Annotated in this window: 13 protein-coding genes; 8 read left to right on the plus strand and 5 right to left on the minus strand. The window is 69.3% G+C overall.

All coding sequences use genetic code 11. The annotated features are described in order from the left end of the window. Positions 1 to 13: 13 nt before the first annotated feature. From AB0L53_RS39780 to AB0L53_RS39790, 3 genes are all read right to left on the minus strand, one after another. On the minus strand, positions 14 to 631 hold the full coding sequence (locus tag AB0L53_RS39780; protein WP_364005731.1) for a nitroreductase family protein: 618 nt from the start codon (positions 629 to 631) through the stop codon (positions 14 to 16). Between the two features lie 47 nt (positions 632 to 678). Further along, complete coding sequence (locus tag AB0L53_RS39785) at positions 679 to 2268, minus strand: AMP-binding protein (protein WP_364005734.1); 1590 nt, start codon at positions 2266 to 2268, stop codon at positions 679 to 681. 279 nt (positions 2269 to 2547) lie between these two features. Continuing rightward, entirely contained in the window at positions 2548 to 4323 is a 1776-nt protein-coding gene (locus tag AB0L53_RS39790) for a PA14 domain-containing protein (protein WP_364005737.1), read from the minus strand. A gap of 183 nt (positions 4324 to 4506) precedes the next feature. Here AB0L53_RS39790 and AB0L53_RS39795 point away from each other — a divergent pair, with 183 nt between their 5' ends. The 7 genes from AB0L53_RS39795 to AB0L53_RS39825 all read left to right on the plus strand — a co-directional run bounded on the left by AB0L53_RS39795 (position 4507) and on the right by AB0L53_RS39825 (position 12856). Further along, a complete protein-coding gene (locus AB0L53_RS39795; protein WP_364005740.1) occupies positions 4507 to 6147 on the plus strand; it encodes a serine/threonine-protein kinase in 1641 nt (546 codons plus the stop codon). Between the two features lie 558 nt (positions 6148 to 6705). Beyond that, entirely contained in the window at positions 6706 to 7644 is a 939-nt protein-coding gene (locus tag AB0L53_RS39800) for a hypothetical protein (protein ID WP_364005742.1), read from the plus strand. Positions 7645 to 7688: 44 nt separating this feature from the next. Then, entirely contained in the window at positions 7689 to 9434 is a 1746-nt protein-coding gene (locus AB0L53_RS39805; protein WP_364005745.1) for a WD40 repeat domain-containing protein, read from the plus strand. A 97-nt stretch (positions 9435 to 9531) separates the two neighbouring features. Continuing rightward, positions 9532 to 10416, plus strand: coding sequence for a hypothetical protein (locus AB0L53_RS39810; protein ID WP_364005748.1), 885 nt, complete (start codon positions 9532 to 9534; stop codon positions 10414 to 10416). Between the two features lie 96 nt (positions 10417 to 10512). After that, positions 10513 to 10926, plus strand: a complete 414-nt coding sequence (locus AB0L53_RS39815) for a peptidase inhibitor family I36 protein (RefSeq protein WP_364005751.1) — start codon at positions 10513 to 10515, stop codon at positions 10924 to 10926. Positions 10927 to 11194: 268 nt separating this feature from the next. Then, positions 11195 to 12184 carry an NlpC/P60 family protein gene (locus tag AB0L53_RS39820; RefSeq protein WP_364005754.1) on the plus strand — a complete coding sequence of 330 codons (990 nt, stop codon included), beginning with the start codon at positions 11195 to 11197 and terminating at the stop codon, positions 12182 to 12184. A gap of 75 nt (positions 12185 to 12259) precedes the next feature. After that, a complete protein-coding gene (locus tag AB0L53_RS39825; protein WP_364005757.1) occupies positions 12260 to 12856 on the plus strand; it encodes a Chromate resistance protein ChrB in 597 nt (198 codons plus the stop codon). Between the two features lie 12 nt (positions 12857 to 12868). Here AB0L53_RS39825 and AB0L53_RS39830 read toward each other — a convergent pair whose 3' ends face one another. Continuing rightward, a complete protein-coding gene (locus AB0L53_RS39830; protein WP_364005760.1) occupies positions 12869 to 13078 on the minus strand; it encodes a hypothetical protein in 210 nt (69 codons plus the stop codon). A gap of 9 nt (positions 13079 to 13087) precedes the next feature. Then, a complete protein-coding gene (locus tag AB0L53_RS39835) occupies positions 13088 to 13861 on the minus strand; it encodes a hypothetical protein (protein WP_364005763.1) in 774 nt (257 codons plus the stop codon). A 178-nt stretch (positions 13862 to 14039) separates the two neighbouring features. Between AB0L53_RS39835 and AB0L53_RS39840 the strand changes: the two genes are divergently transcribed. Beyond that, the gene (locus tag AB0L53_RS39840) at positions 14040 to 15563 is read left to right on the plus strand and encodes a flavin monoamine oxidase family protein (RefSeq protein ID WP_364005765.1); all 1524 of its coding nucleotides are present in this window, start codon (positions 14040 to 14042) and stop codon (positions 15561 to 15563) included. Positions 15564 to 15659: the final 96 nt, after the last annotated feature.

Here is a 15659-nt window from a genome sequence, read left to right on the forward strand (position 1 = left end):
AGATCGGTTTGCGTCAGCCGGTCTGGGTACCCGGCCCGCTCCAGCGATCCAGATGGAGTACGTCGTCGAGCGGCAGGCGCGAGGCGGGCTTGAAGCCGTCCCCGGTGTAGTAGGCGGTGGGGATGAGCGCGCCCTGCCGGATGTCGTCGGGGAGGCCGAGCAGCTCGGCCACCTCCCGTTCATAAGCCAGGTGCAGGGTGGTCCACGCCGTGCCCAGCCCGCGCGCCCGTGCGGCGAGCATGTAGCTCCAGGCCGCCGGCAGCAGTGACCCCCACAGGCCGGCCTGGTTCCCCTCGGGGAGCCGGGACGCCTGGATGCACGGGATCACCAGCACCGGCACCTCGCCCATGTGCTCGGCGAGGTGGACGGCGCTCGCCGCGACGCGCTGCTGCACCTCGGCGCGGGCCGGGTCGTCCTGGGACATGCTCGCGGTCACGCTCCCGGAGGCGAAGTACGCCTGTGCCGAGCGCGCGTAGTAGTCCCCGATGCGCCCGCGCAGCTCGGGATCGGTGACCACGATCCAGTGCCAGCCCTGGCGGTTGCCACCGCTGGGCGCCTGCAACGCGATCTCCAGGCACTCCCGCACCAGTTCGATGGGGACGGAACGGTCGAGATCGAGACGCTTTCGCACGCTTCGTGTTGTGGTGAGCAGTTCATCGAGACCGAGCGATGGGATCGTCATGAGCTCATCGTGCCACCGGCCAGTTTCCGCCGGTCCACCTTCCCCGTCTGGTTGCGGGGCAGGGTGGTCACGAACTCGATGTCGCGCGGCACCTTGAACCCGGCCAGCTCGTACTTGACCGCCTGCTTGAGCTCGTCGGCCGACAGCTTCGCGCCCGGCGCCCGGACCACGTAGGCGGCCAGGCGCTGGCCGTACTCCTCGTCCGGTACGCCCAGGACGGCCACGTCGGCGACGCCCGGCTGGCGGCCCAGGAGGTTCTCCACCTCCTGGGGGAACACGTTCTCGCCGCCCGAGACGATCATGTCGTCCTCGCGCCCGTCGATGAACAGCAGCCCCCGCCCCTCCCGGTGCCCGAGGTCGCCGGTGCTCAACAGTCCACCGGCCTCCGTGACGGCCCCGCCGCCACCGCCGCCCGAGTAACCGCTGAAGGTGAGGCCGCCGCCCACGAGCACCCGGCCCACCTCGTACGGGGGCAGCTCGCGGCCGTCCGGGCCGGCGATCAGGACCGTGGTCCCGCGCACGGGGCGCCCGATGGTGTCCGGGAAGGCACGCAGGTCGGCGGGGGTGGCCAGCGTGACCCAGCCGACCTCGGTGGAGCCGTAGAGGTTGTAGAGCACGTCACCGTAGGCGTCCATGAAGGCGGTGGCCAGGTCCGGCGGCAGCGCCGACCCGCCGGAGACCACCACGCGCAGATCCGGCAGCGACGGGACTCCGCCGCGGGCGAGCAGCCGTCTCAGCATGACGGGCACGGCCACCATCGCCGTGGCCCGATGGCGTCTGAGGACGCGCTGGACCGTCTCGGGATCGAAGCGCCGCGTCAGCACGACCGGGCAGCCGAGCACCAGCGCCACGCCGTACCAGAGCAGGCCGAGACCGTGGAACAGCGGCGGCGCGATGAGGATCGGCTCGCCGCTGCGCAGTGGCACGGTGGCCAGCATCGAGGTGAACGGCTCGGCCAGCGCGCTCAGCGACAGCCGGCGCGGCGCGCCCTTGGGCACGCCGGTCGTCCCGGACGTGAGCAGCACCAGCCGTCCCGGCCGGCGCGGCGCCGGAGGCTCGGGGCCGTCGGCGGTCGCGATCAGCTCGTCCAGGTCGCTGACGCGGGTCCCGGCGAAGTCCACCGGCGGGAGCTCCGGCGCGGCGATCAGGGTGCGTACGTCCTCGCGTTCCAGCACCTCACGCAGGCGCGGGCCGGCCAGGCCGGTGTTGAGCAGCAGCAGGTCCGCGCCCAGCCGCGACACGGCCGCCAGCGCCTCGACGAAGCCGCGGTGGTTGGGCCACATGATCGCCACAGTCTGACCCGGCTGTACGCCGAACCGGCCGTACAGGGCCGAGGCCAGCGCCGCCACCCGCGCGTCCAGTTCGGCGCACGTCAGTGAGCCGTCCTCGTCGTGGATGGCGGGGCGATCCGGCCAGCGCGCGGCGGCCATGGCCACGCCTGTGGCCGGGGTGACGTGGAAGTGCCGGAACGCCTCGATCATGCGCGCCAGGTTCGCGGGCGGCACGGGGCGGAGCAGGCCGTTGCGGGCGAACGTCTCCGCGGCCTCGACACCGAGGCCGCAGAGCCGGGTCAAGCTGGTGATCATCCGGGCACCTCTCCTCCGGGGCAAGAAAGCCCTACCCCCGGATCGGGGCGTCAAGTGCGGTGACCTCCAGATGGTTCGTCACACGACCGTCCCGATCCCTGTGACGGTCCGTGGTGGCTGAGATCCTTGGGAGGGATACCCCCTCCGGGGGCCGAGAAAGGAGACCGCCCGTCGTGGCAGAGGGCCCCAAGGACGGACACCCCTCGGGGGCGAGGAAGAAGACGGTCCGATACAAGCCGGTTCGGGCCCACCCCCGGGCTGGGGTGGGCGCGGGGCTGCCTATCCGGCGAGCAGTTTCTCCGTCGGGATGATCTGGCGGGGCAGGGTGGGGTTCTCCCATCGCAGTTCGGCGATGGCGTCGTAGCCGCTGTCGTAGAACTCCATCTTGATGTCGTGCGCGCCCGCCGTCAGGGCGATCTGGCCGGTGTCGTCGCGTTTGGAGTGGTCGGTCCAGTTGTCGATGAGCGGCTTGCCGTCCACCCACAGCCGTACGCCGTCGTCGCTGGTGGTGACGAAGGTGTACGTCTCCGCCTTGTCGGCCACGACCTTCCCCGTCCAGCGCACGCTGAAGGTGTCGGCGCCGATGGTGGGGGCCGGCGCGGCCGAGCCCCAGTCGAAGTTCACGGTGGGGTCGATCCTGGTGACTGTGGCGCCGGTGAGGTCGGCGTTGTCGAAGTACGTCGCCGACAGCCCCTGCTGGTCGATCACCAGCGTCGTCGCCGAGCCCGCCGGGAGCGTCACCGTGGCCTTGCCTCCGGTGATCGTGGCGGTTCCGGTCCGGTGCGGAGTCCAGGCGTCCGATGTGCTCTGCCAGATCGCGGCCGTCCCCGCCGTCAGCCCGGTCAGCGCGAGAGCGGCGTCGATCGGGTCGGCGCCGACGTTGACCAGGACCACGTTCTTGCTCTGGTCCGAGGCGAAGACGTGCAGCTTGTCGTTGTTCGCGCTCGCCTGGACGATGGTCTTGCCGAAGGGCCGGAACAGTCCCTCACCGGTGTACATGCCGATGCCGTGGTAGATGGGCAGGGGCTCGTTGCGCGGAATGTTGCCCTCACCCTTCTCGCTGGTCAGGCCGAGCTGCCCGTTCTTGTCGCCGTACTGGTAGGCGCTGGCGCCCGCGTGCAGGATCTGCCCGAGCGCCGCCGCGCCCCACACCGTGTTGAAGTGGGTGAGCGTACGGTGGCCGTCGTCGTCCTTGTGGTCGGAGTTGAACTCGCCGATCTGAATGTCGATCTTCCGGCCCAGTATGGACTCCGCGAGCGCGCTCACCTCCTTGATGTCGGTCTCGTACGTGCGGATCACGCTGCCGAGGAGCTGCTCGTCGGTGATCTGATCGTCGCCGGAGCCGTAGTCGTGGTAGTCGACGAAGTCGACGCGGCTGCCGGAGCCTTCGAGGAACGTCTTGATGTAGGCGCGGTCGTCCCAGGCCGTAGCCGGGCCGCCCACCTTGACCGCGGGGTTCTCGGCCCGCAGGGCGTCGGTGATCAGGTTGAAGCGTCTGCTGTACTCCGCCGCCGTCATCTCCGGCTTGTCGGGAGTGCACGTGCAGTTGAGCTCGTTGCCGAGGATGAACCGCTGGACCGGCTTACCGGTCGCCGCGAAGTGCTCGTAGAGGGCCACCGCGTCGCCGCGGTTCACCTCCGCGCTCTGCCGCCCGTCCACCTGGAGGATGACGACCGGTTCGGCGCCAAGGTCGCGGATGGCGGTGATCCAGGCGTCCCCCGAGACCTCCGTGGCGCATTTGTAGCCGCCGCAGACGATCGGGCTGTCATGGTTGCCGGGCTCCTGGTAGTGCAGCTCGATCCGCATCCGGCCGACCCCGAGAGCGCGCAGCCGGTCGCGGTGCTGGGTGTCGTTGGTGATGTACGAGCCTTCGCCGTACCCGGTGATCCCGATGCCGAAGTCGGTGGGGGCGATCGTCCGGATCGGTTGGGTGAAGTCCACCGAGACGGTGGCGGCCACTGCCGCCTCCGCCGGTGCGCCCGCCGTCCAGGCCGCCGCGGCGGCCAGGCCGCCCGCGAGAACGGCGTGCAGCATACGACGTGCCAGTGCGATCATCCTTCTCCTGTCACAAGGTCCACAAAATCCCGTGGATCATGACATATACGGATTACGCGGAAGTGACGTCCCGAGTGGATGTGGCGCGCGACACTCCCCTGACCTCGTGGCACCGGGGGAGCATGGGCACACAACACCGTGATCCGGCACAATCGGCTCTATGCAGACGCACGAGAGGGCCTGATGCGACCTCTCCGCTCGAACGATCCCCGGGAAGTCGCCGGATACGTCCTGCGGGGACGGCTCGGCCAGGGCGGGCAGGGCACGGTGTTCCTGGGCACGTCCCCCAGCGGGCAGCAGGCGGCCGTCAAGCTCCTGCACGCCCCCTTCGGCCACGACCTCGACGCTCGGCGGCATTTCCATCGGGAGCTGGCGGCCCTGCAGCGGGTGGCGCCGTTCTGCACGGCCCGCGTCCTGGGGGCCGACCCCGACGCCGACCCTCCGTACGTCATCAGCGAGTACATCGAGGGGCCGTCGCTGCAGGACGCGGTGCGCGACAACGGGCTGCTGGGCGGCGCGGATCTGGACCGGCTGGCCATCGCGACCGCCACGGCGCTGGGCGCCATCCACGCGGCGGGGGTGGTGCATCGCGACTTCAAGCCCGCGAACGTGCTCCTGGCCGCCGACGGTCCCCGGGTCATCGACTTCGGGATCGCGCGCCCGATCGACGCCACCGCCGCCACGGTCAGCGGGGTCGTGGGCACCCCGGCGTACATGTCGCCCGAGCAGTTGTCCGGCCACCCCGCCGGTCCGCCGCTGGACATGTTCGCGTGGGGGTGCACCATGGCGTTCGCGGCCAACGGCCGGCCGCCGTTCGGGCACGAACCGCTGCCCGCCGTGATCAACCGCATCCTGAACGCCGAGCCCGATCTGGGCCTGCTGACCGGGACCTTACGCGGCTTCGTCGCCGCCTGCCTGCACAAGGACCCGTCGTGGCGGCCGACCGCCCGGCAGGTGCTGCTGGGACTCATGAACAAGCAGCCGGGTCCCCCTTCGTACGGGACACCGTTTCCCGCTTCGCACGGCACATCACCGTCTCAGGGGACACCACCGGCGCCCCGGCAGGGTCCTTGGCCGGTCACGCCGCAGCCGGCCACGCCCACCCCGACGCAGCCGGGCCGTGCGCGTGGCGGCGTGATCGCCGGCGCGGTGCTCGCGGGGGCCCTCGTGATCGCCCTCACGGTGACCGCGGCCGTCGCCATCACCCGGGACTGGACACCGCAGACCCCCATCAGCCCGTCGGCTTCGGCGACGTCCCCGACTGCGACGGCTGGTGCCACTGCCACGCCCACACCCAGCCCCGCGGCGCAGGTGGCCCGCTCACCGCGCCTGGGGCTGGAATTCTGGCAGGACAACGTGGCCGGCCCGATGGCCATCAGCGACCTCGACCGGCCCGTCACCACCGTCACCATGAAGCGCCGGCCGTTCGAACTGCGCTTCCCCACCCTCCCCAAGGACACGGCGGCCCAGGTCTGCGCGTGGACGGACGACTCGGTCTTCTCCGTGAAGGACGGCGGCAAGGTGGCCGACCATCCCTGCTTCAGGCCGGGGACCGGCATCGCCGACTACGAGCACGGGTCGGGGACGCTGTACTTGAACAACCGCGGCCACAACTACCTGATCGGCGACCGGGTCGGGCACAGCTCCGCCTCCCAGGACTCGGTCCTGTTCTCCACGGTCTTCAAGGACGGCGCCTCGACGCTCCTGGCCGCCCAGCAGAAGGATCTGTATCTGACCGTCTTCATCGACCTGGACGGAGACGGGACCTTCAAACGAGCGTCGCCGGGCGAGTACGAATACGTCATCCTGCACTTCTCCGGCTGAGCGCGGTCCCCGTCTCTTCAACCACCGGGCGCCGGCCGCGGCCGCGGTGACCATGGCCGCCACCACACCCACGCCCGGTCCGAACCGATGTGTCCAGGCGATGACGGCGTCCACCCCCCACAGCGCCGGCGGGACGCCGATCGACAGCGACAGGAGAGTGGCGGTCACCGCGACTGCGCGGTCTTCGAGCCAGGTGACGAGCGTCCGGCGGATCTGAAGCCCTTTCACGTTCAACCCTCACATCCAGTTCAGCGGCGAAGCCTGTCGAAGAGGATGTAGGGGGCCACCGAGCCGTTTGCCCTCCGGCTAAATTCCGCGCCGATTTTCGGCAGCGGGCGAGGGGAAATCCGCCGCGCTCGCCTATACCAAGGCGATGCCCATTCCACCTGGGGTCACCACTGGGTTCATTCCTCGGCATTTCATATCAATGTGCCCATATCGGACAGTAGAAAAGACCGCATCGAACATGGGGGAAAAAGACGATGCTCGCCCTTATATCTAAGACGACAACCTTTCGTCTGGGGCGCACGCCCTCCACTTCCCCCCTAGGAGCCGAGCATGTCGGATGCTTCCCGACCTGGCCCGGAGGTGCATGTGTCCCCGCCTGGGAACGGGCGGCCGGATCATGCCGACCAGTTTCTCGAAGCGGAGCACGTACTCATTGGCGAGGACATCGGGGCCGAGTTGGACGAGGCGATCGACGCGGTCGAGCGCGATCTCGCAACACATGCACAGGAGAGGAGAGCCCAGGCGAAAAGAGACGAGGACGGGAAAGAGGAGCGCGAGCGCCGGCTCGAAGCCGACCGCCGGCTGGTCGCCCTGCTGAAGACGGAGAACTTCGCCGGCCCCCAGTTCAAGCGCCTGGCCAGCGCGATGGCCGGCTACGGATGGCCGATCCTGCTCCACTGGCTGCGTACCGGAGAGATCTTCCGGAGGGTCGCGTCGAGGTGCCGCTGCCCCGTCAAACACCATGCCGCCGCGCGAGACTGGACACTCGACGATCGCCGGCAGATAGCCACCGACACGGTGCTGGAAGGCGTGGAGATCTTCCGCCGCCAGCTCCAGGCCGAGCGGTGGAAGCCGGAGAAGGGCGCCAGCCTCAAGACGTACTTCGTCGGCTCATGCATATGCGCCTTCTGCAAGGTCTACGGGCTCTGGTGGCGCGAACAGACGCTTACCGACGGGGTATTGCACTACGCCTGCATCGACGATCTCGAATCGGCGAAAGTGTCGGTCCAGTCAAGGACGGTCGATCCCGAGGAGAATGCCGTAATGGGGGATCTGGTACATCGCGCGATCAGATCGATGGAGGATCGGGATTTACGGCGGGTCGTCGGGCTCCGAGCCATTGGTTATACCCAGCGAGAGGCCGCCGCCGAGACCGGCCTGAGTGAGAAGGCCGCCGAGCGGCGGCTCGCGAGATTCAGACAACGCCCCAATCCGCTCAACCCGCCCGACCCGAGCGACGCAGGTGAGGGGAGAGGTGAGATTCGTTGAATTCCCGAGATTCCGCCTCCCGTCCGGCTTCCGCCGAAGAGGCGGTGCCTGAATTCGGGCGGGAACATTTCGATGAGCTGCTGCACCAGTCATCGTTCGGCGACGCGGTCGTCGCGGAAATACAGGAGCAGACTCCGGAAGCCGTGCGGGCGCAGATAGATTTCCGCCTGGCCGCCGGTGTCACGCCCGCGAAAGGGACGGTCGACGATCTCATCCTCCGACTGGTGTGGCTCTGCCGGGCCTGGGGAGAAGGTGAGCCGCCCCCCGAGTTCGCCCCTCCCGTGGAGGTGGCCTTTCCGGGTGCCGCGGAGACGGCTCGCGATCAGGCGCCGCCGCACCGGGCGATCCAGTGGGACGAGCGCGTGCCATCGGCCGACGCGGCGTCCACGTACGCCCTGGAGCTGTGGCGCGGCATTCGGACCACGCAACTCACCGCCCCCACGGTGGATGGCGCGGCCATGATCATCAACGAGGTGTGCAGCGGCCGTCCGGCCGGCATGCTGGAATATCTCATCGATCGGGGCGCGGTCGCCGAGGTCAGACCCGATATCGCGTGGGCCGTCCTCGAACTGAGCTACACCATCGCGTGCGGTCAACCGGCCCCGCGCGTCGTGCTGGACGCCGCCGAGGCCATTCTCCAGAGACGATGTGCCACCGGTTTCGGGGTCATCGACGATCTGGGCATTCCTGATCTCCCACGGCCATCGCCGCCCGAATCAGGAGCGCCGCCCTCGGCGGCGAGCGACCAGCGGGTCCCGCTCGCCCGCACGCCGACTGCGGCCGGCGGCGGTCTGAAACGACCCAGGCTCCGCGTCGCCGCCGCCGGAGGCGCCCTGGCGGCGGCTTTCACCGCGATTCTGCTGGTCTGCCGACCCTCCTTCGCCCCGGAACCCGACGCATGGGGCCAGGCGAAAGCCGCGGGCGAACTCACCGACCGCGCCCACGCGATCTCGGCCATGAACTTCGCCGCCGACGGCAGAACTCTGGTCATCGGCGGCGACGACGCCACCATCGAATTGTGGGACTTCTTGCGACGAGCACGAATACGCCGGCTCGTCGGGCCCACCGGAAACCTCACCTCTGTGGCGCTCAGCCCCAGCGGCGACTGGGTGGCCGGCAGCAGCCTCGGGCGCGTGTGGCTGTGGGACACGAGCACGGGCCGGGAGACCGGACGGCTGCTGACCGGCCGGACGAGCTGGGTGTACTCGGTGGCCTTCAGCCCCGACGGATCGACGCTCGCGGCCGGAACCCAAGACGACTACGTACGGCTGTGGGATGTGCGCACGGGACGGGAGATCGGCCGGCCGCTGACCGGCCACAGGAGCGCCGTCTACTCGGTGGCCTTCAGCCCCGACGGGCGCACCCTGGCCAGCGGCAGCGCCGACGACAGCGTGCTGTTGTGGGACGTCCGCCGGGGCACCTCCCTCCGCCGCCTGACGGGCGACGGCGGCGCCGTACGCTCAGTGGCCTTCAGCCCCGACGGATCGACACTCGCGGCCGGAACCCAAGACGACTACGTACGGCTGTGGGATGTGCGCACGGGACGGGAGATCGGCCGGCCGCTGACCGGCCACAGGAGCGCCGTCTACTCGGTGGCCTTCAGCCCCGACGGGCGCACCCTGGCCAGCGGCAGCGCCGACGACAGCGTGCTGTTGTGGGACGTCCGCCGGGGCACCTCCCTCCGCCGCCTGACGGGCGACGGCGGCGCCGTACGCTCAGTGGCCTTCAGCCCCGACGGATCGACACTCGCGGTCGCCGGCCGGAGCGTCGAGCTGTGGCGTCGCCGGTGACGACGCCCGCCGGCGGGGCTACCCGGAGCCGGCCCTCCCCGCGAACCCGCCCCAACGCTCTTGAATTGCGGTCATACACGCGAGGATGATCGCCCGTATGCGAGTTGTCGTTCTCGTCTGGGAAGGTCTGCTCGGACTCGCCACCATCGGGATGATCGTGGTGGCGCTGCTGAGCGCGCCGAGCGTGCATCTGGTCAACGTGCTGGCACAGGCCGGGCCCTTGGGGCTGGTGGCGACGGGGCTGGCTCTCTCGTTCCGCGCCGGGACGCCCAACGTGGCCGTCGGGTCGATCTCCGCTCTCACCGGCATGGTCACCGCGTCGCTGGCGACGCAGGGACTGGGCTGGACGGCGGCGATCATCGCGATCGTGCTCGCCACGGTCGGCGGGCTCGTGCTGGGCCTGTTCGTCGCCGCGCTCTCGGCTCCGGCGTGGGCCGTGACTCTCGGCGCGGCCGTGGCCTGCGAGGCAATGGTCGTCGCCATAGCGGACGGCCAGACCATTAGCTTCCAGCTCGGCGGTGATTTTCCGGGCTATCTGTGGTTCGTGCTGTTCGTCATCGTGTCCTTGGGCGGCGCGCTGGCCTGGAGCGCCCTGCGCCTGAAGTCGGTGTGGCTCGGCGCCCTCGTCGGACTGGGCGGGTCGAGCCTGCTCGCCGCCCTGGGCGGAGTGGCGCTGCTGACCCGCCTCCACGCGGCGAGCCCCATTTCGAGCTGGACCACCACTTTCACGGCCCTGGCCGCGGTCCTGCTGGGCGGGATCAGCGTGCACGGCAAGCGGGGCGGCGTGGCGGGCACCGTGCTCGCGGTGCTCTTCCTGTCGCTGGTCCAGGGGCAGCTGGCGCTCTGGGGCACGCCGTTCTGGGTGTTCATGCTCGTCACCGGAGCGGTGATCCTGGCCGCGCTGCTGGCCGGGCGGCTGGCCGACCTCGCGGCCCCGGAAGCACCCCGGCCCGTGACGCCGGAGTCGCGTATGCCCGTGTGACACGGCCCTTCTCTCGATCACAACCCTTCCGCCGGGAAGATCGCATCATGTATGTTCGACCCGTCATCGAAGGAAAGTTTCACGTGAAGAGGGGCAATGGGCAAGAAGCTTCAGATGCTCGCGCTACCGATCGCAGCCGCCGCGCTGGCCATCCTGCCGACCATTCCCGCCCAGGCCGCCACGGGCTACGACCGGTGCCATGACGGCAACTACTGCATGTTCTCCGGCCTCGACGGCACGGGCGACATCATCGAGATCCAGAGCGACACGCCGGATCTGGCCGCCTTGAACATGGCCGACCGGGGCAAGTCCGACTGGAACCGGACGAGCTCCTACATCCACCTCTACTCCGAAGCCAACTACGGCGGCTGCTCGGCCGTGACGTCTCCGGGCGGCAAGGGCAACTTCTTCTCCACCTACCGCGACTTCTTCGACTCCGTCCGCATCGGCGGACAGAACGGCCCGTCCTGCGGCATCGAGGACACCTTCCGGGTCAAGTCCCACTCCTGACGGCAGCATGAAGCTGACAGCATCACGAAGCTGATAGCAGCACCTAGCGCCCCGGCATCGCACCCGCGATGCCGGGGCGCATTCATGTCCGCTCGGTTGCCCACTGAACGTCTCGGGGTCCGCGCGCGTATCTCCTCATGGGTCGGCGCACCAAACCCCTATCGCCGTTAGTACGGAACCACGCAGGCCGTCCCTGCGCCGAACAGGCCATCACTTCTGTACGGTTCCGGCCAACGGTGGACTGTTACGAGGAGGCATCGTAGTGGCCGTGCCGACAAGGCTTGGGCGGATGGCTATGGCCGCGGCGCTGGCGTCGCTCGCATGGGCCGCCGCCCCGGGGAGCGCCGTCGCCGAGCCGGCGCCCACCCCGCAGGCCAAGGCCAAGGCCAGAGCCAAGCTGGTCAAGCTGAACGAGCAGGCCGACAAGGTGGTCGAGGTGTACAACCAGGCCACCGAGAGCTACCAGAAGGCCAAGAAGAAGTACGACGCCCTCAACGCCGAAGTCGGCCGCAAGGGCGTACAGGCCGACGCCCTGCGCAGGGACCTCGCCGCGGTGGCGGTGAGCAACTACCAGTTCGGCGAGTTCGCGGGCTGGCAACGCTTCGTCGTCGAGGGCACCCCCGAGGCGACCCTGGGCGGCATGGCCGCCCTCGACCAGATGGCGCAGGACAGAGCGGCGAAGCTCCGCGCCTTCGAGGCGACCACCAAGGACCTGCGTGATCGGCGCAACGACGCCAAGTCCGTCCTGGCCGAGAGCGACGCGGCGCGCGACAAGGTGCGCGGGCAGAAGACGGAGGTCGAGAAGCTCATCGCCGAGCAGACCAAGATCCTGCGGAAGCTGGGCGCCTTCCAGTCGGGCAACCCCAACAGCACCGGTCTCAAGTACACCGGCCCGGCCTCGGGCAACGCCCGCGCCGCGCTGCAGTTCGCCTTCGCCCAGGTCGGCAAGCCGTACCGGTACGGCGCCACGGGTCCGAACTCCTACGACTGCTCCGGCTTCACCCAGGCCGCCTGGCGCGCCGCGGGGGTCGGGATCCCCCGCACGACGTACACCCAGTGGAGCTGGGGCGCGAGCCGTCGCGTGTCACTCGACAAGCTGCGGCCCGGCGACCTGCTCTTCAGCAGAGGGCTGGGCCACATGGGGATGTACGTGGGCAACGGCAAGATGGTCCACGCGCCGCAGACCGGGGACGTCGTCAAGGTGGTCGACCTCGACGACTACTGGCGCGCCCGCCTCCTCGGCGCCATCCGCCCCTGACCACGACGCGGCCGGTCGCGGGTGCCGTGAGGGCGGCTACGATCGACTCGTCGAGCTGTGCGGAGGAGGCGGGTCGTGCCGGGCACCGAAAGGCCGAAGACCGGCCACACTCCCGAGGGCCAGGAGGCCGCCAAGCCGGTCACCTGGCTCATGCTGATCTACCGGGTGCCCAGTGAGCCGACCCGGTTGCGCGCGGCGGTCTGGCGGCGGCTGCGCAACCTCGGTGCCGTCTACCTGCAGAACTCCGCGGCCGCCGCACCTCGGACGCCGCAGAGCGAGCGGATGCTGCGGGCGCTGCGCAACGAGATCGTCGAGTCGATGTCGGGCCAGGCGTTCCTGGTCAGCACCTCCTCGATCATCGGGGAGACCGAGCTGGTCGCCCTCTACAACGCCGCCCGCGACGACGAATACGAGGAGATCCTCGACAAGTGCGTCGACTTCCACGCGGGCGTGGCCAAAGAGGTGACCGCGCGGCACTTCACCTATGGCGAGCTGGAGGAGAACGAGGAAGACCTCACCAAGCTCAAGGGCTGGTACGAGAAGGTCAAGGCGCGTGACGTCCTGGGCGCCTCGCGAGGCAAAGAGGTGATCCAGGCGCTGGAGGACTGCGCGAAGACGCTGGAGGAGTTCGCCACCTCGGTCTACGAGGCCGAGGACAGCGCCATCTTCTAGCCGCGCGCACTTCTAGTCACGCGCGTCGATTCGCAGGGCGATGACGAAAGCGGCCATGAGGCACAGGCCGAGCACCGGCGTCAGCACCGGCTCCGGCACCGCGAACACCAGCAGGACCACCGTCCCGAGCGCCAGCGTGGTGACGACGGCCACGGCGATCTTCCAGTCGTCGCCGATGATCAGGTCGTACCAGAACTGCCCGAATCCTCGGATGAAACCCATGCTCCGCTCCTAGATAGACGTGCTCGGGACGGCGGGTCGCCGGAGGGTGTGGATCATCAGCCGCGACAGCCCGAACCACGCGGCGATGAGCACCGGGATCGCCAGGTCGGCGCCCGGCCACTCCAGGCTCTGGCGGCTGCCGGTGAAGATGCCCAGCCCTTCGACCGACCAGAAGGTGCCGAAGGCCGCGAGCAGCAGGCCGACGCCGTACTTCATGGTGTTCTCCGGCACCTTCGACAGCGGTCCCCTGACGGCGATGCCCACGGCGAGGACGAGGAGCACACCGATGACGGCGGCGCCGATCGCCACGGGCATGTCGCCCGCGCTCAGGCCGAAGGTGATCACGATGAAGACCACCTCGACGCCCTCGAGGAAGACGCCCTTGAAACTGATCATGAACGAGAACCAGTCGAGACCCCTGGCCGTGACCGCGCCCGCGCTCTCGGCCGCCGCCACCTCCTCGGCGAAGATCTGATCCTCGTCGTGCATGGCCTTGCGCCCGGACGAGCGCAGGATCGCCTTGCGCAGCCACTGCAGGCCGAAGATCAACAGGAGGCCGCCGATGGAGAGCTGGAGTGCCGCCGCCGGCAGCCAGGTCGTGAGCGCGTACCCGGCGAGGGCGGTGAAGGCGGCCAGCGCGACGAGGGCCGCGGCCACGCCCGCGAGCGTGGAGCGCCAGCTCCGCGTCACGCCCATCGCCATCACGATCGTCAGAGCCTCCACCATCTCCACGATCGAGGCCAGCAGCACCGCCGCGCCCAAGCCCCATGCGGCCGCGTTCATCGGCCCACCTCCTTCGCCTCTCTCCACGACGAACTACTGTCCGCCGCGGAATATAACCACTGTTAGTTTGCCCATATATCCAGCGCTATGTCTACGAAGTGTGGACCGGCCGCCCGCTGCCGTACGAACTCACCCCTGGCGATCATCGTCACTTAAAGCGATCATATATGTGCCTTAGGTGACGACAAAGGAGTGTGACGCCCTGGAAGAGAACCCGTCGACAGCGCTCGGTTCGGCCATGCCCGCGGAGCTGATGGCCGCCGGAGCGCCACGACCGAGTCACGACCTCAGAGTGCCCGCGGACCTGGTCGCGGCGGCCGAGCACGGGCTGGCCGCCGGCGGCCGGCCGCACAAACGCGTACTGATCATCGGTGGCGGAATGGCCGGTCTGGTCGCCGCCTACGAGCTGATGCGGCAGGGGCACGAGCCCATCGTCCTGGAGGCCCAGCAACGGGTCGGCGGGCGCGTGCTCACCCTGCGCGGATTCGCGCCCGGCCTCTACGCCGAGGCGGGCGCGATGCGGATCCCGCGCGTGCACGACCTCACACTCGCCTACTGCGAGAGGTTCGGGCTGACCCTGCGGCCGTTCGTCATGGGCAACCCCCGCGCCCTGGCCTACATCCAGGGCGTCAGGACCACGATCAAGGAGCTCAACGACAACCCCGACATCATCGACTTCGGCCTGGCCGAGCACGAGCACGGCCGCACCTACGAGGACCTGTGGCGCACCGCCACCCAGGAGATCCACGACCTCTACGCGCAGGAGGGCGAGAACGCGCTCGACCGCATCTGCGCCGAATATGATCGCTACTCCATCCGCAGCTTCCTCCGCGAGCGTGGATTCTCCGAGGGGGCCATCGAGCTCTACGGCGTTATGAGCTTCCGGGAGGCCAACCTCAACGCGGCGGTCATCGAGCAGTTCCGCGAGATCATCGGGCGCGCGTTCGAGGACATGCAGGAGATCGAGGGCGGCGCCGACCGGTTGCCGACCGCCTTCTACCACGAGCTCAGGAACCACATCCGGTTCGGTCATGAGGTCTCCGCCATCGAGCAGGACGATCACTCGGTCACCCTGCACCTCAAGACCGGATCGGGCCGGACGACGCTCACCGGCGACTACGCCATCTGCACGATCCCGTTCTCGGTGCTGCGCGACGTCGAGACCCGGCCCGCCTTCTCCCGCCGCAAGCAGCGCGCCATCCGAGAGCTCAACTACAACGCCTCCACCAAGATCCTCTTCCAGGTGCAGCGGCCGTTCTGGGAGCAGACCGACGGCATCATCGGCGGCACCACGGTCACCGACCTGCCGATCCGGCGCATCTGCTATCCCTCGCATCCCGTCCCCGACGAACGCTCGATCCTGCTGGCCAGCTACACCTGGGGCCAGGACGCGCTGCGCTGGGGCGCGATGTCCTCGCAGAAGCGGATCGATCAGGCCCTCGAGGACGTCGCCAAGATCCATCCTCACATCTACGACCACTTCGAGTTCGGCGTCACGCACGCCTGGTACAACGACCCCTACGCGGCCGGGGCCTTCGCCCTGTTCGAGCCGCACCAGCAGAGCAGTCTGCATGACGCGATCATGGCGCCGGAGGGCCGCGTGCACTTCGCCGGCGAGCACTGCTCACTGTGGCACGCATGGATCGAGGGCGCCCTGGAGTCGGGGCTCAGCGCGGCACGAGCCGTACACGAGGCGGGCTGAGCACAGTCCCCGCCGGACAGGCGCGGCTGGGCACAGTCCGCGCCGGACGCGAGGCGGGCTGAGTGCGGTCCGCGCCAGACGCGAGGCGGACTCAGC

This window comes from Nonomuraea sp. NPDC052129, assembly GCF_040680095.1.
Lineage (GTDB): Bacteria > Actinomycetota > Actinomycetes > Streptosporangiales > Streptosporangiaceae > Nonomuraea.